Raw genomic sequence first — 17,951 nt, 5'->3', positions numbered from 1 at the left:
ATGAACACTTTTTTTAAACAACTAAGCCTTAGTTTGCTTTTTATGGCAACAGCTTCTTCAGCTTTTGCACAAGACACTTCTACCCCAAAAGAGAAAAAAATGAATCTAGTCTATGTAGGATTGGGATTTGGACTCGATTATGGTGGAATAGGAGGTAAAATTGAATATTTACCTATTGAAAATATTGGTGTTTTTGCTGGTTTAGGGCACAATTTTGATGGAGTTGGATGGAATGTTGGAGCTTCTTATAAAATAAAAGCAACCGATCACTTGTCTGTCAATCCAATGGTTATGTATGGGTATAATGGGGTTCTTAAAGTGAATGGAGCTTCAGAATATGATATGGTTTCTCATGGTATGACTTTTGGTGTCAATCTAGACATTTATGTTGGTAGAAAAGGAAATAAAATCAGTACAGGACTGTATGTGCCTATCCGTTCTAAAAAGTTTATGGATAACTACGATGCCGTAAAAGACGACAGTCGTGTATCTATGGATAATGAATTGTTGCCAATTGCAATCGGTGTTGGATATAACTGGAAACTGAATTAACTTTTAGAAATTCCACAGCATAATATAAAAAGAGCATTGTAGTTTTCTACAATGCTTTTTTTAATTGGTCGTAATCAGCTTGCTGCCCCATTCAGTGAGTTGGAGCGTAAATAATATCGTATTCGCTTATATTTTCTGTATCTTGGTCATACAAATGCACTCCATGAAAAACGATATATTTATCTGCCATAATTGTCCTATGACTCGTACTATGGCTGCCATTGGAACGAAATGGAAACCGATTATTATTTATGCCATAGGAATCAAAACGTTGCGTTTCGGCGAAATTTTTGCTCGTGTGGAAATTATCTCTAAGAAAGTATTGACACAGCAATTAAAGGAACTGGCAGAAGATGAAATTGTTACGCGTACAGAATACAACGAGATCCCCCTACGAGTAGAGTATAAGTTGACCGAAAAAGGTATTGAACAGCTTAAAATATTGAATCAACTTACGCTATGGAATCAAAAGTACAATGGAGAAGGGTACAAGCAAGAAGAGTAAATCTCCTATTTCGTTCGTCCTTTAATACTATAAGGAACGGCTATCCATTCATAGTTATGGTGTAGTTGTCGTACTCGACCAAAACCTGGAAAAGATTGATGTGCTCCAGCAATCAAAGACTGTTTTTCTGCCATAGACTGGTAAAACGAATTTCGAACTTTTTTAGCTAAATCTTGGTCTTCATCAAAATGATTCGTCATGAATGGCAATTCAAATTGGACGCTTACTACATGAACTAAATCTCCCCAAAAATACAGTTGTTCTTCTTTACTGTCTAAAAGATATACAGTATGACCAGGGGTGTTGCCTATTGTAGGGAGTACTTTTATATCGGGTAAGAGGGAGCCTGCCTGATTTTTAAAGGTCACAATTTGATTAGAGTCTGTATAAAGTGAAACTGCATGTTGAACACCTTCTACAATCTTTTTTTGTTCTGCTGATAAAGTATTTCTCGCCTCATCGCTATTCATAGTTGCTAACCAATAAGTAAATTCCACCTCATTGATGTGAATGATAGCATTTGGAAATACTCTTTTGTTATCTCGTGCTAATCCCCCCGCGTGATCAACGTGAATATGAGTAATCAAGATATCCGTAATATCTTTCGGGTTGGAGCCCATAAGCATGTAGACTTTGTACTAATTTTCCTGCGGCTGCACCAAAGAAATCGCCCGCACCTGCATCAACTAAAATAGTGTGAGTTGAGGATTGAATAAGGTAGGAATTGATACTGACTTCTACAGGATTTTGCAAGAAAGCTTTTGTTGTTAATTCACTAGCTTTTACCCCCTCTTGAGCATCAAATAAGGCATCAACATCAATATCGACACTGCCATCACTGAGTGCAGTTACTTTATAATCTCCCAATTGAATGGTGTAAAAAGAAGGTTGTCCTACAAGGTTTTGACTGACTAATAACCATAAAAGAAGAGGTATAAAAGTCATGAAGTTTGATCTACTTTTTTTCATATTTGGTATTATTTATGTTTAGCAAGCAAAGCTAGAACTTAATGGTTTCTAAAAGAGACTATGAAAGCAATAGAGGTTACCTTTAGGTCACCAGTATTTTAAATTTAAAAATGGATTTTTATTGTGTCAAGCGTAGGTTATCAAATGACAGCTTCTCTTTTGATGACTTTTTTTATAATCAATTAAAGGAAGAACTAAGAAAATGGAAACTGTAAAAATCACTGATTTTAGCGAGTACTTGGTCCCGAACAATTGTTTTATTTTGAAGGTAATAGAAAGTACAAGGAAGTATAATATAAAAATAATGGATTGCCTTTGTTTTTAAGACTAAGATGCTTGTTTAACTTTGTATAATACTAGATAAAAAATATAGGATATGGATAAGAAAGAGACCTGGATAGAAGGAGAAATCCTTTTTTACTATAATCGAGAAACGATAGAACAACTAGTATTGACTAACCTGAAATATGCCTATGTTCAGGTTTTGGGACATATACCCTATTTATTCGTTTTTGCGGATCATCAACGCTATATCTCCACTGAGCTAAAGGGGTTTGAGGCTATGTACCAAGAATTGTCGCATCAGTTTCATTTTGATGATACCACCTTTTATGCCGTGTGTAAAACGAGAGTAGAAGACGATAAAGTAAAGATTTGGGCGAAGAAAATGGCGCAGAATTATCAACTCTTAGAGGAGTATTTGAATGATGGTGATTTGGGCTATGACGTGTATACCACACCTAAGCAAATGATCTCTTGGGATACAACGTACGAACAATTGGAAGCATCTGGGGTAGTAGAAGCCTATTTTACGGAGTATGGTTCTAAATACTTGCGATTTAAACATGCGGTTAGGGTAGAAGGAGTACTAATTCATCAACTGGAAGTATATGCTGATCACGGCAGTGCTGCGCTTCCTGTACAAGAGTATTTTGTATCGTTATACGATGAAACCAATACGGATAAAAGCTACAAACAATTGCGCGAACTTTGGATTGATGATGCGATTGATGTTGAGCAATATGGTTATGAAAGAGAGGATCAATGTTATTTGCAATTTGGTTTTGCTGAAGGAATAAGTGCATCGATTTGTTATACCTATGATGCAGAACACGGTTATGACGACGGTAGTACCTCTCTTCATTTTTACAACAAACGAGAATATGATTCTTTTTTAGACAATGAAGCCTACGAAGAAGTGATGGAGCTATCAGAATTTCTCCCTTTTCCGAGTCGTTTAGATTTGCAAGTAGGATACAAAGATAGAGAAGAAGTGAAGCGTATTCCGCCAAAGATAAGAGAAGTTGAGGGAGCTAAAAGTGGGATTTGGTTGGATCAAGCGACAAATAAAATTGGGTTTGTCGGATTGGAAACTGCGTTAATACTAGACCTAGATAAAATCGAAAATTTTACCTTCCAGAATGTACTCCCCGCAAAAGGAGCTGGATATGCTGATCTTATTGTTCACTTCAAAACAAAGGAATACCTCTATATTTTTACTGCGGACACCTATTTTTTTGATCAATTTTCCCATCCATTGGAACTAATGACAAAAAAATCAGTAGCCATTCCTGAAGCCTATTATAACTGTTAGGTAGAAAATAGAAGAAATGGTGATGACATCGAATTAAAGTTAGAAGCTAGTCTCTTTGTTAAGAGGTAAAATTTTAATCTAGTAATCTAACTTTTAATGGGAAATGGCACGTTGGATTGTCATCATCATTCTTGCACGACATGCAAATACAAACTAAAAAAATACAAACGATTATTTGATAACTGCGCTTTTTCATACCTAATTTTATTGAAAGGATTACTAATGAAAATCGAAATTAGGAGGCAATTTTGAATATTTTTTGAATATTTATTTTTTTGAATGAAAAAGATGATTTATAGGGTGAATGCAACCAGGGTTGAGCTTTACTAAAGTTTATCTCACTTGTGTATTGATTGGAAAGGCTATAGGCGAAAGCAACCAAGAAATCCCATCTTCCTTTTGTTTTACATGCCAAAGCACAATACCATTGGCTTCTTCGCCAGTGGAAAAACCTTCCCAAATAAATGGTGGAACCCAGATTAGTTGTATTACTCCATCTCCAGACCAGCCCGCGTCTTTGAATAAGGATGCTGCCATTGCGATATAGTCCGCTGCATTGGATAAAAAATCTGACGGATTAAAGGTGAAATTTAAGTTGTCGATGTATTCATGTATAAAAAGATGGAAATTTTTTAATTCTTCGGGTTTATACTGAATTACGTCTTCTTTTTTGATAGAATAAGCCATTGTACTGTTTTTTATGCTTGTTAGAGCAAGGAATTACTATTGTATAATGTAATTCATTAGGAGCTAATTATGTATTAGCTCCTAATGAATTAGTAAATAAAATTGATGCTTTTATATGCTTTTGTCAGGGTGTATTAGTTGCGTTTATTCTTATTGAGTTCGTCTTGAAGCTGGCGTCTAATTTTTTGTTCGCGCTCCAAAGCTAATTTCTTGTATTCTTCTAGTTCACTTTCGGCATCTAGTTGCTTTTTACGCGCATCTTTTGTATCCGTAAAGCTTTTCTTAAACTGAGTGAATAACACGCCTAAAGCTAAGAGGAGAATAAGAATAATAGACCAAACGATTGTCTTGAATGTGCTTTTATGGGTACTAATCCCTATAAAATCAAGGTTGTTTTCTTGATCTACGGCTATAGTTAGCTCTTTTTGAAGCGCTGTTAATTGATTGGATAAGGAATCAATCGAAGTTTTTTGTTCGATAAGAGCAACTTTATTTTGTTTTATTGTTGTTTGTAAACTGTGTATCGAATCTTTTACGTTTTGTTGTACATGTTGTAATTTATTTTTTTCTACTACCTTGTAATTTTGCCAGTTATTAGACTGACTGATTAATGTGTTAAATTGATTTTCGATCGTATTTGTGTCGCTTTGTGAGTAGCTGGACAAAGTAAATGTTAGTAAGGTGGCAGATAAAATAATTGTTTTTTTCATTCATTAAATTTTTGAGTACATTTTTCCATGAGCATATATAAAGACTGAATCATTTATTTATAAAACGTAAATATATCGAGAAAAATATGCGGGGACAAGAATTTAATAGTTATCCAACATATCTGTTGGTTTTCATACACGTTGCATAAAGATTTTTTAAGAGAAAATAATTTAAAGTAAATTGATTTTTAACTATTCTATTTGTTTAGTATAAAAGTAATAGATGTAGAAAATATATACTTTTTATATTTTAACCGAATGTCTGATGAGTAGAGTGATTGCATGTTGTTTTTATATTTTATAAATCTGTAAATGTAAAATTAGGTTAATTTATTATTTTTTGATTTAAAAAAATTAACTATTTTTATGATATAATCTATTAAATTTATATAATTATGAGGAGAATATTTTTTATACCTGTTGTGGTTTTATTCGTTATAGGATGTTCTAGTGATAATGAAAGTTCAGTTACTTCAAAAAAAGATAATGCTGAAAATATTCAAATACAAAATGGTTTAAGGTCTCTTGGAAACTTTGATTGGGAAAGTGAGACTGAAATAACATTACCTGGTGGAAATAAACGAACTCTTCCTTGGATATCTGGGGCCAATACATCAATCCCTAACTATATAACAGACGATTATCAAAAAGATAAAGGTTGGGAATTAATTTACAACTTAGCTGAAAATGTAAATGATGTAGGTAATAATTATCTGATTTTTTATAATAAATTCACGGGTATATTACGTGTTTTCTATTATTTAAATGAAACTGTAACAGCGGGGAATAATGGTTATTGGGGATTAAAACTTACAGGAAATAATGCCTTGCTTAATAATTCTAATTATTTCGCCTATCCTATAAATCATAAAATAAATAATCCTCTCTATATTAGCTCTAACATTGTTGACGAAGCTGCTATGGGAAATAATAAACTTATAACTAGAGGTTGGAATGTATTTGAAACAGAATTTACCTATACAAATGAAAATATTGAGAATGTAAAGATGTCTGTATCTAGTTACAATGAAAATATATCCAATGTATCATTAGTAGGTAATGTCGATTTATACTCAGAAGGAACTATCATAACAACATCAACTAGTAATTCTTATCAAACAGCCGCAAATAATGTAGCTAAAGGTGCGGGTAGTGCTGCAACGAAATATATAAAAGATAATATTACCAGTGGCATAATTAAAATGGGTGCTGGAGTGATTGGAGGTGGTGTTACAGCTATAGTTTCCAAAGGTATAAACTTAATATTTGGTTCATTTATTGGTAAAAAAAGTAACACAACTACAACTACTCAAAAGATAGAATTCAAAACACATGGAAAAGTTGAAATATCGGGTACTATTACTAGTTCTAATGGAAACAATATTTTACCTGTGTCTAACTTACCTATTCCTACAGGAAATACAATAAGTAATCCAGGTATAAAACCTTTATATAATCAACCGTTGGGAGTTTGGAATTTAGAGGAGTCACCTAAAATTAATTTTGCTGTTTATGCTTTTGGTGATGAAAGTTTAAATGGTGATTTAGTTGATTTTACTAGAACAGTATCTTTAGATCAAAACTCAATTAAAGTAAAAGTAAATCCTAGTGTACTAGCAGAAATAGATAGATACGAAGTGAAATCTAATGTTTTTGTATATAAAAAGTTTCAGGATGCAAACAATTGGAATACAAATACTTCAACAGCTAGTTATCATAATAATTTAAATTTTAATGGAACATTAGTATATCAAGATGCTCAAAATGAAATTTATAGTGATGTTAGAGCTGAAACATATAAAGGTGTAGGTGGACCACCAGTTTCAACAGGTCAAGGGCCTTTTAAAACTCCTGTTAGACATTTGAAGAAGGGAGTTTACGATAATAGATATGTAGTAAAAGTTGAAGTTACGTTATATCCTAAAGGTAGTTATGATCAAGATCCTATCGTTATCAGTAGATCGTATTTACCAACTTTTGGAGATGTAGGAAAGGTTTTTCCAATGGATGGATTTTTGTTTTAAATTTACTTTCTAAAGTAATCATTTTATAAAAAGACAGAGAAGAAAGAATATTGGCTGCTGAGCTTGATTATTTTCAATCAATAAGTGGTAGAAATTCAATATAGAATAATACTTAAATGACCTCACTTCAATCTAAAGAAGTGGGGTTTTATTAAATATATAAATCTAATTTCTTATGTTCAGTACCCCATTTACCTAAAACCTTTATGATGGGGCTTAGTTTAGGCCAATAGCGGTTAATTCATACTCAACGAGAGAATACACTTTTCGATATACCGTTCTGTATATAATCCCATGCTCCTCCAATTTGCGCAATTGAAGCGTGGTATTGATGAACAGGAGTAAGCTGCTCAAGGAAAATACAATTATATGCTAGCGCAGCTGTTGGTTTTTTTTGAGGAGACATTTAGTTATATCAAAGCCGATTATCAAGGATTTTATGCTTATTACGGGATTGAAAGAGATAGTTCTGAAGAAGCGATAAAAAGTAGCCTTGTTCCCTATATGAAGTATATTAAAGCAGTTTAAAAGACTTGAAAATTACAGCCAGAACCAGTAAAACGTATTTGAGGTTCACAAAACAGGAATTTTAGATTTACTCGAAACAAATTATTTTGTAAAATAGCGACATAAAATTAATTAAGATGTTTTCTTGTTTTAAATTAATTTTTGCTATTTTAATTTGTAATATAATTTTTTTATTATATTTTTATAAGTATTGTTGTTTTTTAACTTAAAAAAAATAGATTAATAAAATATGTAGCAATGAAAGAAAAAAATAGTTTATTTGAAGAATTACGTCTCTTAAGGGGAGATGATCAATATCCTTCACAGCAGATTAAAGAGAAATTAATTGATTTATATCTTCCTTCAACCGTATCAGACTTAGCGATTAATTTATCCAATATTACTTCCCAATTCTATGCTTTGCAATTACAGTCAATAGGAGAGCAGTATGGAGTAGATAAAATACGTTTGCACTCCGATAAACTATTTTACAATCTTGGCAAAGCAAAAGCAGAGCAAGCACTAATTAAAGATTCTACTATGGTTCGAGATTGCAGGTCAATGGTTATGGTCGCTATTTCTGCTATTTATACTTCGAGTCCGGAGTTCAAGTTTGATGTGCAAGAATATACGTCAGATTATGCTGTGATTCATTTGAAAGGCGTTGATCGTTATCACAGAGCCGCTAAACAGTATAAAATTGATCAGTATCTAACCTTTCCCACTTTAATAGCTTTTTTAGATGGAATCAAAGATTATCTTCAATTAAGTAATATAGAAATACAAGTATCCCAATCTGTCTATGACGAAAATTCAAATATAGATTGTACTTATATTATTAAACAAAATAATTTGTAAGATGAAACATTTGTATAATTACATCGGGGAGAATTATCCTTATTTATTTCCAATGGATAATTTGGTAATGAAGGAATCTACAGTAGAATATATTACGACAAATAGCTCAGATAGTCAATTGAGAGGATTTAAAGAAATAGGACAAACAGTTGCATCATTAGGAAGTATCTCTTTATTGACAGCTATGGATATCTCTACTAAAACATTTTTTTTAGCTGAAAAAATTAGGATAAGGAAAATCAATAGTACGATTGTAGAGGATGGATTAAAGTATTGTGCTAAGCCTTTTTCATTTTCAAAGCGTAAAGGAAAAGTTTTAGTAGATGTTTTGAATAATCAAAATCAATTGTTTTATACCTCTGAACTAGAATATATTATTTTCGATGAAAATGCTTTTAACGAAGTTTTTAGCAGTTTTTATACAGAGAAAATTCCTGCAGAAAGTGCTCCAATAAATGAAGACTTAATGGTGGATTTAATCGAACCATTTTGTTTTAAAATTCAAATTCCCGCTTTTACAATTGAACAATGTAAGGGACATTTTGATCATTATCCTATTGTGCCAGGTGTTTTTATAATGGATCGATTATTAGAGGGAATTGAAAAATTCTTTAAGCTTCAAGCAGAGGATCTCCAAAGTAAAAAATTAGTTGTAGATAATTTAGAAACATTTCTAAATACAGCTACTCCAGTCAATAGAGAGTTAAGCTCGCTAGTCCATTACCGACAAGTATCTAAGGATAGTTTTTTGTTTGTTTGTACTATTACTGATAAGAATCATAAAATTGAATTTGGACATTTTGTAATTACGGTGAAACTTTATTGAAAGGAACTACTTTTTTATAGAACTATCTGTTTTATAAGTGTTATGTAAAATAAAATTAGGGTTAGGATTTGATAAAAGATACTAACCCTTTGTTATAATACTATCATTTTTTATACTTATTGAAAAACTTCTATCTAGTAAATCGTTTACTTTGACAGTTTGTTTTAGAGAAATCTTGATAAAGATTATTTCTTACAATTTCTGTCATTTCTAGACTTAACGTAAGTTGATCATAGTCAGCACGCATTATTTTTTTTATTGAATTGACTTTGCTCAAGTAATTTTGGTATTTCTTGTTTATAGTTTTGTTTAAATTGTTAGTTGTCAATGTAACAAGGGGACAAAAATACTTTGTAAAAGAATACCTCTTTGTATGGTAGATGGTTTTTTGATGAAAAACACGAGTGAGAAGCGTTACTCTAAGTGGCGTATTTTGATGGATATAAGGTGGACAAAGCAAAATAAAAGGAGTCATTTGCAAAAGTTAGCTGAAGAAACTCGTTCTTTGTAAGATGAAAAAAAGAGGTGAAATAAGTTAACTACTCCAAGTTATTTCAACCTGATACAATGGAGTATTGGAAATACTGGGCTTTCAGCCCATCGACTATGACTTTTAAACAATTAAATATAATCCAACCCATCCTAAATGCAATTGAGAAAATAGGATATGATCAACCTACTGCAATACAAGCAAAGAGTATCCCATTTATTTTACAAGGACATGATATCATAGGATGTGCCCAAACGGGGACGGGAAAAACAGCATCTTTTTCCATTCCTATTTTACAGCTGTTACAGCAGCAAGTAAACCCAAAAAAAGGAATTCGTTCACTTATTTTAACTCCTACAAGGGAGTTAGCCATCCAGATTGATGAGAATTTTAAGGCTTATGGGGCACAATTAAAAATAAAACACGTGGCTATTTTTGGCGGAGTGTCTCAACACAAACAAGTAGGACAACTTAGACGGGGTGTGGATGTTGTTATCGCAACTCCAGGTCGTTTGTTGGATTTGTTGAATCAACAGTTGATTTCACTCCAACACGTAGAAATTGTGGTACTAGATGAGGCTGACCGTATGTTGGATATGGGATTTGTCAAAGATGTGAACAAAATATTTACCAAGATCCCTACAAAAAGGCAAACGCTATTTTTCTCGGCAACGATGCCTCCAGAGATTAAAAAATTAGCCATGCAACTCGTAAGGAACCCGAAAGAAGTGCATGTATCTCCTGTTTCTTCTACCGCTGGAACGATTGAACAAGGTGTTTATTTTGCAGAAAAAGACGACAAACTAGATTTGCTTTTTTCTATATTGAAGGATGCGTCTATCCAGCGTTCCTTGGTATTTACACGAACGAAGTTTGGAGCAGATCGATTGGCAAAAAAATTGGTGGGCATGGGGCTTTCTGCTGCTGCTATCCATGGTAATAAGTCACAAAATGCTCGACAACGAGCGCTTAGCGATTTTAAAGCGAATAAGATACGCGTATTAATTGCTACTGATATTGCTGCTCGAGGTATTGACATAGAAGAATTACCTCATGTAGTGAACTATGAATTACCCAATATTCCCGAAAGTTATGTACACCGCATTGGACGTACCGGACGCGCAGGGGCTTCAGGTGTTGCAGTTTCTTTTTGTGGAACAGATGAAATCAAAGAGTTAAAAAAGATAGAAAAGGTAATTGGTATTAAAATCCCAGTACTGTCAACTACATTTCCTTTATCAGAACCGCAACCCGAGGTAAAAGTAAAGCAGGTTAAGAAGCGACATAAACGCAACAATAGACCTAGAAAACGTCCTGGACAAAGTGATAAACAAGCCTAAGTCAAGAGAACTCCTAAGCAATTGAAAGGAGTGATTCTTTTTTAATATGTGGCCCCCTTGTTTATCACAGGGGGATTATCCTTGTTTGTATAACGGCTTAGAGACGGAAGAAACGCAAGAATAAAATAACTTCGCGTATACGAGCGCTCGTTCAAACACCGCTTCATTTTCCTTAAAAATAACGAAAAAAAGCCTGTTTTTTGATGTTTAATTCAATTCAATTGCTGAACTTTGAATAAATACCATTACGTATGATAGACAATCAAATTAATGCAGATGAGTTTGTTTCCAAGTTCATGGACATGAGTAGGAATCATTTGATCTATATCCGTACTCCAATTAAAATTTTTTCCCTCAAGGATATTGCTCCTTACCTCAAAATTCCAATTCCGCCTATTTTCTTTGGGTACAATTTATTGATTCACCTAACTAAAGGCTATTTTACCCAACGAATTGATTCAACTACGTTTACGGTAGAAGCGCCCGCGGTATTACTGTGTAACTATGGTTATATTTCAGCTATTGAGTCTGTGGACAAATCGGCAGAAGGGTATTGTGTACTGATTAAAGAACACGCAATGACCTCCATGTTTCGCGAAAACACAGATTTTGAATATTTTTACCATCTCTCCGTTGCTCAACCTCAATGCGCAAAACAGTGCGGCACTTAGTAGTTTACTTGATTTATTGTATAGTGAAATTCACAGTGATAAACCCTATAAAGAGCTGTATGAAAGCTTGTTCAAAACCATTGCATTGAAAGTGATTAAACTGTCAGATTCGACGACATCTATTGAGCGTAGGCAAGAGATTGCTATTGCGTTCAAACAACTTGTCCATTTGCACTTTAGCAAGCACAAGACGGTCGATTTTTATGCGGATCAACTCAAAGTGTCAATCAATTACTTGAATCGCTGTGTTTCTGCCGTGTATCAAAAATCATCCAAGCAACTTATCTTGGAAATCGCTATTATTCACAGCCAACTTTTACTGCTAGAAACCAATAAAAGCATTGCAACTATTGCTTATGAACTCGATTTTGTCGATCCGTCTTATTTTGCTCGACTTTTTAAAAAACACGTGGGAATTACTCCTTCTGCATACAGGAAAATATAGTTTTAGTTGTAGGTTAAAGATGCACGATTTGTCCTAGTTTTAATCTAAACTATCATATTTGTTTCGCTATCAGCTCCTTAAATTTGTTCAAAGTGATGTTTGATCGTTTTTGTCCTTATAGATGAGCCAATCGTTAATCGATTTTTCGGCACATAGGGGAGGAAGCTGTCAAACCGCTGTAGATTTTTTAATTGAAAAAAAAGGAGATAGTTATGCATGCAGTAATAGAACACATCGATTTTAGTACCTATATCGCAGAATTCAAGAAGCGATTGAAGTATTTGTTTCGCGAAAAATACAATTATAATGATATGGGGTTAACCCGTGATTTTCCAGCTGAATTAATGGAGGAAATCATGGATGAAAAGCCTTTGGCAGTGGCTATTCCGACCATGCACGGTGGACGAGGAGTACAAGTAAAAGAGTGCTTGCAAATACTTGCTGCTGCTTCGTATGAGTCGTTGCCTTTGTCGTTGATGTTTGGGATTAACATTGCGCTTTTTTTGGAACCTCTAGCGAAGTACGGACAACCAGCTGTACAGCAACGCGTATTTCATCAGTTTATGGAAAACAAGGCCATGGGAGGTTTGATGATTACGGAAAAAGCTCACGGTAGTGATGCCTTGAATATGAAAACGGCTTTTGAGCAGAAAGAGGGTATGTTTCACATTAAAGGACAAAAACACTGGCAAGGTTTGAGTGGTGCAGCTGACTTTTGGTTAGTAACGGCAAGAGAGTGTAAACCCAATGGCGAATTATCTCGTGATATTGATTTTTTTGTTTCTGAAAATAATAGAGTGGAACAACATATTCCCATGACGCATCGCTACAATAACCTTGGACTGTATGCGATTCCCTATGGTATTAATGAAATTGATATTGCCGTTCCTTCAGAACAAAAATTAGTAACTGAAAGCACGGGAATTAAATTAATGCTCGATACGTTACACCGCAGTAGGTTGCAATTTCCAGGAATGGGGTTGGGCTTTATTCAAAGGCTATTAGATGAATCATTGGCGCATTGTCAAGAAAGACAAGTAGGAGGAGTTCCTCTATTGAGTATTGATTCCGTGAAAAATCAAATTGCCAAGATTCAAGCAGCTTACACGCTATGTTCAGGGATGTGTATTTTCAGTGTAGCGACTAGTGGCATTGAAAACGATTTGGCTTCGATGAGTATTGAGGCGAATGTGCTCAAAGCGGTTGTGACAGATTTAATGCAAGAATCGGCTCAAATTAGCTTGCAATTAGCAGGGGCAAATGGGTATCGCTTAGACCATATTGCAGGGCGATCTTTAGTTGATTGTAGACCTTTCCAAATTTTTGAGGGATCCAATGAGATGCTGTATACACAAATTGCGGAAGGCATTGTAAAGTTGATGCGAAAAGCGAAGGAAACCAATTTATATCGCTTTTTACAAGGGTATGAACGCACGAATCTAAGTGTGGATTTGTTTCGTACATACTTCGATTTTACGGTGGATAGTGCTGTAAAACAACGCAATATGTTGCTTATTGGAAAGATGCTTTCTCGCGTTATTGCCTTTCAATTTGTGTTGCAAATGGACGATTTTAATGCCCAACTAGTGGAGATTACCCGTCAACAGGTTGAAGCTGACTTAGCCGCTTTTTACGGACAATTTAAAACCCAAAATGATGTGGATCCTATCTTGGATTATCAAGTAAATTCAGATTGGACGCGTTTTTAAACGAAGGCGTTTACGCTGCTAAATTATAAAAAAGAGTCAAGTAGTTTGCTGCTTGACTTTTTTTTGTGGTTGTATTGCCCGATTGTAAGCGTCTGACTTTGCTCTGTTTTGCAGTTTAAAACTCTTGTCGTTAATCCGAAATAGTAAAAAGGGAGCCATAAAAAAGCGTTTTAAAAAGGCACTAAGTTCATTTGAACAGCTGACGTTTGTCAACCAATATCCGAAGAGGAAATAGCTCGGTGTTTAACATCCAAGAATAGAAATTGCCTTTTGATATGTAAAAATAACTTCAATTTTCAACTTGATATCCTTTGGCAGTTATGTTGCATTTTTATAAAAATTAACATTATCTTATCCGTATCTTTGAAAAACCATTAAACGAAAAAATATGAAAATTGGAGAAGATGCTTTAGGAGTAAGCAAAAAAGACGCCATCAAGATTGTAAGCTTAATTATTGTAACGTATATTCTTTTAGGGGTACTACTGGATTGGCTATTTGATCGTAGCCTAGTTGCATGGTATTACTATTTAATAAAAGGGGTGCTTTTTGGTGTATTTTTCTCCTTGGTGTTTTACTTCTTTATCAAGAAGATGACTAAGGGAATCTTACTTAAATTAGATTTACCCTTAGAAGAAGGGGAAGTCTTAGAAGCTTATGGCGTTGCCAACTTGTTTTTAAAAGGACAGGCCGTTGGTGGAAAACTGGGGATAACTCAAGACTATTTACTCTTCCATTCACACAAGTTTAATTTTACAAAAAAAACGGTACGCATTGCCTTTACAGATGTTCAAACCATCCAACCTTGTAGAACCATGGGGGTGATTGATAACGGTTTAAAGGTGAAATTAGCGGATCAAGAATGTCGTTTTGTAGTTAATGATCGAGCAAAATGGATGGAATTGTTGCAGGTGAAACTAAAGTAAAAAGTGATCGTTAACTAAGAGACATACAACAGTCACTGTAAAGAATAGTTTACCGTTGGAATGAATTTCGAAATAACAGATAAAATTATGATTTAAATAATTGAAAATGAGTAATTTAAATTTAAAATTGTCATCTACTGTTTTTAAGTTATTTATGATATTTTCGAATGTTAACAGCAAACAAAGACAGTTTTTCATTTCGTATAAGAATAAACCGCTATGAATCAAATAACCTTGAATGATACTACATTAGTGCTGAAAGTGAAAAAGAGTACGCTTTTTGCTCGTGTAATTTTGTACATCATTACGTTTCTTGCAGCTGCTTTGCCTATAGGTGGATTTGTCGTAAATATTGTCAATGGTGAATCATTCAAATTTTTTAATCTAATTGCTTTACTTCTCGGTGGGTTAATCTTTTATTTTATGTTGCGAATTGCCTTGTGGAATACGTGTGGAAAAGAGATAATCACTATGTTGGATAATAAACTAATCTATATAGCGGATTACAGCTGGTTTAAGGATAAAGTAACGGAATTCTCTTTTAAAAAAATTCAGTTCACCTCGCATCAAGTTGGATATGAAGAAGACAATAAAGGCGTATTAGTGATCAACTTTGATAAAAATGTTACTTTAGAAACGGTTACGAAATTAGATCTCGCAGAGCTTACTACGCTTATAACTCAATTAAATAAAAACCGCAACTCCAACTCCACTTTAAATTATTGGAATACGTCCAATTCTTTTTATTATTTTCACGATTATACTTTTAGGATGTAATCAGCGAAAGGAGCAACAAAAGGCAGATAGAAGATAATCAAAGAGACCTATTTCAGTTGACATTGCGTATTGAAATAGGCTATCTAAAAGTATAACATTCAGTAGTACTAAAAACACCTCTAAAATATGAGTTATGACTTAATGGTTTTTAAAAAAGAAGCCGCACCCAAGTATAGAACTGACTTTATGAAATGGTATGATCATCAAACAACATGGACAGAAAATCACGGTTATGATGACCCACGTTGTATTTTCATAATAGAAAGGGAAGCAGATTCATTGGATTAGTGAAAAGTATTAGGAAGTTTAAAACTTCTTTAAAAACGCAGGGTGAAGTTGTAAAAATTTTCACCCTGTGTTTGTTATTCAATAGATCTTTATTGTCTATTTAGATTACTATTTTTGAAATTTGATTAAAAGACAATTTCCTGATATTTAATCTGACTTCTATAATACTTGATGGTATCGTTACTTTTTAATTGAATTAAAACAGGAGCGTAAAGCAGGTTATCGAAGGATACTGCTTTTCTAATTTTCTGTTTTTTTAAGACGCTATTTTTTTTCTTTATTTCTTGTTGTAGATTACTAACAAAAGTTGTAAATAGCACAGTTTTAATAGTACTAGTGTCAGCTAAATTAATTTCTTTATCAAGTGTAAAACGGAAATAGCCTAAATGTTCTTCGTCTTTTTTTGCAAGCGCTAGAATGACATAATCAACTTGTTTATCGCGTATAACATGATCCTGCTGCGTCAAATCAATAATGTAGTCAGTACATATTGTACGATATGTATCAAAATGTATTGCTTTATCCTCTTGACTAAAGCAGTTAATACTTAAAAGATTAAGTAGTAATATAAAATGTATTTTTTTCATAATAGTATTAACATCCCATTTTAGGAGCTATAGATTTTAATTCCTTATAATTTTTAATTATCTCTTCTTGTTTCTTTTTACCTAGCCTATTCCAAGAAGTAGTACTTTGTAAACCTAACCAAGCTAATGCATCATAGTATTTTTCGTCAAAACTATTATCATATGCTTTTAATGCATTTTTTACAATTTCAATGTAATGGGCAGCCATTTGTTCATGTTGTGCTCTAGCAGTTCCATCATTTGCGTATCTTAAGACATAATCAAAAACTCCTGGAAAAGCCATTTCTAATTCATTTGAAAATATTTTATTTGGATCATATTCATATCTAACTTTAAATAGGTAGGCATGTATTGTTTCATGTATTATCGTTGAAGCAATAACAAGTTTTGGATTATCCCTAAATTTATCACTATTAAGTACTATTTTGAAATTATTATTGAAAGGTGTGAATGGAGTGGTGTATCCATTTGTACCAGGATTGTCTCTTAAAAAATTATCGGTAGTACTGTTTTTTATCATCCACACTAAATCAAATCTACTGTTATCTAAATCAAAAACTTTTCTGATAAATTTTTCACCAAAGTTAGTATTCATCACGGTATTATATATTGGATATAAACACGGATTGTCTTGTAATTTATCATCTTTATTTTTTTCTGGAACAGGTGGTCTTGAACCTCCAGAGTGTCCTCCTCCAGGTATAACGCCAATGTCAGACTCAGAGCCAAAACCACTATCCCATCCGCCCCATCCGCCCCCGCTAGAGCCTGGTCCTCCTATAACGATTTCATCTAAAGTTCTATGACATAAAGCACAAGCACTATTGAATACGTGAGGATTTGATTGTGCGCTGTATTTTTTTGTTTTAGAAATAGGTGACTCAACGGGTATCTGCTTAACTAGCTTTGAATTAATATCATACACGGTGAGAGTACCGTAAAAATCTAACAATACTTCGTGTATTTTTAAATGACGCAATGATTGCGTATTTATGCTCTTGTCGGCGAAGGATAGGACCCATACTTGAGAACTTATTTTTTCTCCATTTATATTGAAAATTATTTTAGCAATTTTATTTTGGAATACTTTTTTAGATTCCAATTCAATGATATAGGGGACATTGTTCGAATTATATTCAATAATAGGCATATCCCAATTAAAATGATCTTTTGGCTCGTATTGGTTGTTGATTAATTCACTTTGAAGTGTATGTAGTAATTGAGTTTTTTTTGTGTATTCATCTTCTTTTAAGGATTCATTATCTTCTTTGGCGCATGAAAGGGTAAATAAGATTAGTAGAAATAAGAGTGCTTTTTGTTTCATTAGTAATGAATTTAAATTAAGCGGGCAAATTTAACTATAATTAGATTTAATAAAAATAATAAAAATAAAATTTATGTTAATAAATTTTAAAAACTTGTGTTAAAACATATAAGAAAAAGCCTTTTTGTTTGGGAGTAATAGATGAAAATTATATGTTTTATCA

The 17,951-nt window shown here is 33.4% G+C and carries 20 protein-coding genes; 13 read left to right on the top strand and 7 right to left on the bottom strand.

Translation table 11 applies throughout. The features are described from left to right. The first annotated feature begins 42 nt into the window (after positions 1 to 42). A complete protein-coding gene (locus tag M2306_RS07990) occupies positions 43 to 552 on the top strand; it encodes a hypothetical protein (protein WP_259188287.1) in 510 nt (169 codons plus the stop codon). A 163-nt stretch (positions 553 to 715) separates the two neighbouring features. Beyond that, positions 716 to 1,057 (top strand): winged helix-turn-helix transcriptional regulator, encoded by a 342-nt coding sequence (locus M2306_RS07985; protein ID WP_259188288.1) that lies wholly within the window; start codon positions 716 to 718, stop codon positions 1,055 to 1,057. 5 nt (positions 1,058 to 1,062) lie between these two features. On the opposite strand, the gene M2306_RS07980 is transcribed toward M2306_RS07985, so the two are convergent. Both M2306_RS07980 and M2306_RS07975 read right to left on the bottom strand, forming a co-directional pair. Further along, complete coding sequence (locus tag M2306_RS07980; RefSeq protein ID WP_498882813.1) at positions 1,063 to 1,677, bottom strand: MBL fold metallo-hydrolase; 615 nt, start codon at positions 1,675 to 1,677, stop codon at positions 1,063 to 1,065. Then, positions 1,622 to 2,026, bottom strand: a complete 405-nt coding sequence (locus tag M2306_RS07975; protein WP_498882812.1) for an MBL fold metallo-hydrolase — start codon at positions 2,024 to 2,026, stop codon at positions 1,622 to 1,624. Before M2306_RS07975 ends, M2306_RS07980 begins: the two co-directional genes overlap by 56 nt. A gap of 376 nt (positions 2,027 to 2,402) precedes the next feature. On the opposite strand from M2306_RS07975, the gene M2306_RS07970 reads away from it, so the two are divergent. Next, a complete protein-coding gene (locus M2306_RS07970) occupies positions 2,403 to 3,620 on the top strand; it encodes a hypothetical protein (RefSeq protein ID WP_259188290.1) in 1,218 nt (405 codons plus the stop codon). Positions 3,621 to 3,953: 333 nt separating this feature from the next. On the opposite strand, the gene M2306_RS07965 is transcribed toward M2306_RS07970, so the two are convergent. After that, entirely contained in the window at positions 3,954 to 4,307 is a 354-nt protein-coding gene (locus M2306_RS07965; RefSeq protein WP_259188291.1) for a hypothetical protein, read from the bottom strand. A gap of 134 nt (positions 4,308 to 4,441) precedes the next feature. Beyond that, positions 4,442 to 5,017, bottom strand: coding sequence for a hypothetical protein (locus M2306_RS07960; RefSeq protein ID WP_259188292.1), 576 nt, complete (start codon positions 5,015 to 5,017; stop codon positions 4,442 to 4,444). Between the two features lie 395 nt (positions 5,018 to 5,412). Here M2306_RS07960 and M2306_RS07955 point away from each other — a divergent pair, with 395 nt between their 5' ends. Beyond that, positions 5,413 to 7,041, top strand: coding sequence for a hypothetical protein (locus M2306_RS07955; RefSeq protein ID WP_147279613.1), 1,629 nt, complete (start codon positions 5,413 to 5,415; stop codon positions 7,039 to 7,041). 216 nt (positions 7,042 to 7,257) lie between these two features. Here the strand turns inward: M2306_RS07955 and M2306_RS07950 are convergent, their stop codons facing one another. Beyond that, on the bottom strand, positions 7,258 to 7,347 hold the full coding sequence (locus M2306_RS07950; RefSeq protein ID WP_317193960.1) for a hypothetical protein: 90 nt from the start codon (positions 7,345 to 7,347) through the stop codon (positions 7,258 to 7,260). Positions 7,348 to 7,410: 63 nt separating this feature from the next. Between M2306_RS07950 and M2306_RS07945 the strand changes: the two genes are divergently transcribed. From M2306_RS07945 to M2306_RS07905, 9 genes are all read left to right on the top strand, one after another. Further along, positions 7,411 to 7,569 (top strand): hypothetical protein, encoded by a 159-nt coding sequence (locus M2306_RS07945; RefSeq protein WP_259188293.1) that lies wholly within the window; start codon positions 7,411 to 7,413, stop codon positions 7,567 to 7,569. A 237-nt stretch (positions 7,570 to 7,806) separates the two neighbouring features. Next, positions 7,807 to 8,406, top strand: coding sequence for a hypothetical protein (locus M2306_RS07940; protein ID WP_115089903.1), 600 nt, complete (start codon positions 7,807 to 7,809; stop codon positions 8,404 to 8,406). A 1-nt stretch (position 8,407) separates the two neighbouring features. Beyond that, complete coding sequence (locus tag M2306_RS07935) at positions 8,408 to 9,232, top strand: hypothetical protein (protein WP_259188295.1); 825 nt, start codon at positions 8,408 to 8,410, stop codon at positions 9,230 to 9,232. 606 nt (positions 9,233 to 9,838) lie between these two features. Beyond that, positions 9,839 to 11,062 carry a DEAD/DEAH box helicase gene (locus M2306_RS07930; protein ID WP_201650545.1) on the top strand — a complete coding sequence of 408 codons (1,224 nt, stop codon included), beginning with the start codon at positions 9,839 to 9,841 and terminating at the stop codon, positions 11,060 to 11,062. A gap of 251 nt (positions 11,063 to 11,313) precedes the next feature. Then, on the top strand, positions 11,314 to 11,733 hold the full coding sequence (locus M2306_RS07925) for a hypothetical protein (RefSeq protein WP_498882811.1): 420 nt from the start codon (positions 11,314 to 11,316) through the stop codon (positions 11,731 to 11,733). After that, positions 11,672 to 12,178, top strand: coding sequence for a helix-turn-helix domain-containing protein (locus tag M2306_RS07920; RefSeq protein ID WP_498882810.1), 507 nt, complete (start codon positions 11,672 to 11,674; stop codon positions 12,176 to 12,178). Before M2306_RS07925 ends, M2306_RS07920 begins: the two co-directional genes overlap by 62 nt. A gap of 212 nt (positions 12,179 to 12,390) precedes the next feature. After that, positions 12,391 to 13,887, top strand: a complete 1,497-nt coding sequence (locus M2306_RS07915) for an acyl-CoA dehydrogenase family protein (protein ID WP_259188296.1) — start codon at positions 12,391 to 12,393, stop codon at positions 13,885 to 13,887. 388 nt (positions 13,888 to 14,275) lie between these two features. Then, on the top strand, positions 14,276 to 14,812 hold the full coding sequence (locus tag M2306_RS07910) for a PH domain-containing protein (RefSeq protein WP_115089909.1): 537 nt from the start codon (positions 14,276 to 14,278) through the stop codon (positions 14,810 to 14,812). Between the two features lie 219 nt (positions 14,813 to 15,031). Continuing rightward, positions 15,032 to 15,589: a hypothetical protein gene (locus M2306_RS07905; protein ID WP_115089910.1), complete on the top strand. Its 558-nt coding sequence runs from the start codon at positions 15,032 to 15,034 to the stop codon at positions 15,587 to 15,589. Between the two features lie 413 nt (positions 15,590 to 16,002). On the opposite strand, the gene M2306_RS07900 is transcribed toward M2306_RS07905, so the two are convergent. Together M2306_RS07900 and M2306_RS07895 are read right to left on the bottom strand one after the other, a co-directional pair. Next, positions 16,003 to 16,464 carry a hypothetical protein gene (locus M2306_RS07900; RefSeq protein ID WP_115089911.1) on the bottom strand — a complete coding sequence of 154 codons (462 nt, stop codon included), beginning with the start codon at positions 16,462 to 16,464 and terminating at the stop codon, positions 16,003 to 16,005. Positions 16,465 to 16,471: 7 nt separating this feature from the next. After that, on the bottom strand, positions 16,472 to 17,788 hold the full coding sequence (locus M2306_RS07895; protein WP_259188297.1) for a hypothetical protein: 1,317 nt from the start codon (positions 17,786 to 17,788) through the stop codon (positions 16,472 to 16,474). Positions 17,789 to 17,951: the final 163 nt, after the last annotated feature.

Source organism: Myroides gitamensis (assembly GCF_029894455.1).
Taxonomy (GTDB): Bacteria; Bacteroidota; Bacteroidia; order Flavobacteriales; family Flavobacteriaceae; genus Flavobacterium; species Flavobacterium odoratum.
This window is presented reverse-complemented; position numbering and strand designations above follow the sequence as displayed.

What these genes read in the sequence shown, in the direction of transcription:
- M2306_RS07915 (WP_259188296.1), top strand. Translation starts at nt 12,391, where the DNA reads ATGCATGCAGTAATAGAACACATCGATTTTAGTACCTATATCGCAGAA.
- M2306_RS07935 (WP_259188295.1), top strand. Translation starts at nt 8,408, where the DNA reads ATGAAACATTTGTATAATTACATCGGGGAGAATTATCCTTATTTATTT.
- M2306_RS07960 (WP_259188292.1), bottom strand. Translation starts at nt 5,017, where the DNA reads ATGAAAAAAACAATTATTTTATCTGCCACCTTACTAACATTTACTTTG.
- M2306_RS07940 (WP_115089903.1), top strand. Translation starts at nt 7,807, where the DNA reads ATGAAAGAAAAAAATAGTTTATTTGAAGAATTACGTCTCTTAAGGGGA.
- M2306_RS07925 (WP_498882811.1), top strand. Translation starts at nt 11,314, where the DNA reads ATGATAGACAATCAAATTAATGCAGATGAGTTTGTTTCCAAGTTCATG.
- M2306_RS07975 (WP_498882812.1), bottom strand. Translation starts at nt 2,026, where the DNA reads ATGAAAAAAAGTAGATCAAACTTCATGACTTTTATACCTCTTCTTTTA.
- M2306_RS07970 (WP_259188290.1), top strand. Translation starts at nt 2,403, where the DNA reads ATGGATAAGAAAGAGACCTGGATAGAAGGAGAAATCCTTTTTTACTAT.
- M2306_RS07980 (WP_498882813.1), bottom strand. Translation starts at nt 1,677, where the DNA reads ATGGGCTCCAACCCGAAAGATATTACGGATATCTTGATTACTCATATT.
- M2306_RS07895 (WP_259188297.1), bottom strand. Translation starts at nt 17,788, where the DNA reads ATGAAACAAAAAGCACTCTTATTTCTACTAATCTTATTTACCCTTTCA.
- M2306_RS07910 (WP_115089909.1), top strand. Translation starts at nt 14,276, where the DNA reads ATGAAAATTGGAGAAGATGCTTTAGGAGTAAGCAAAAAAGACGCCATC.
- M2306_RS07985 (WP_259188288.1), top strand. Translation starts at nt 716, where the DNA reads ATGAAAAACGATATATTTATCTGCCATAATTGTCCTATGACTCGTACT.
- M2306_RS07955 (WP_147279613.1), top strand. Translation starts at nt 5,413, where the DNA reads ATGAGGAGAATATTTTTTATACCTGTTGTGGTTTTATTCGTTATAGGA.
- M2306_RS07930 (WP_201650545.1), top strand. Translation starts at nt 9,839, where the DNA reads ATGACTTTTAAACAATTAAATATAATCCAACCCATCCTAAATGCAATT.
- M2306_RS07905 (WP_115089910.1), top strand. Translation starts at nt 15,032, where the DNA reads ATGAATCAAATAACCTTGAATGATACTACATTAGTGCTGAAAGTGAAA.
- M2306_RS07900 (WP_115089911.1), bottom strand. Translation starts at nt 16,464, where the DNA reads ATGAAAAAAATACATTTTATATTACTACTTAATCTTTTAAGTATTAAC.
- M2306_RS07945 (WP_259188293.1), top strand. Translation starts at nt 7,411, where the DNA reads ATGCTAGCGCAGCTGTTGGTTTTTTTTGAGGAGACATTTAGTTATATC.
- M2306_RS07965 (WP_259188291.1), bottom strand. Translation starts at nt 4,307, where the DNA reads ATGGCTTATTCTATCAAAAAAGAAGACGTAATTCAGTATAAACCCGAA.
- M2306_RS07990 (WP_259188287.1), top strand. Translation starts at nt 43, where the DNA reads ATGGCAACAGCTTCTTCAGCTTTTGCACAAGACACTTCTACCCCAAAA.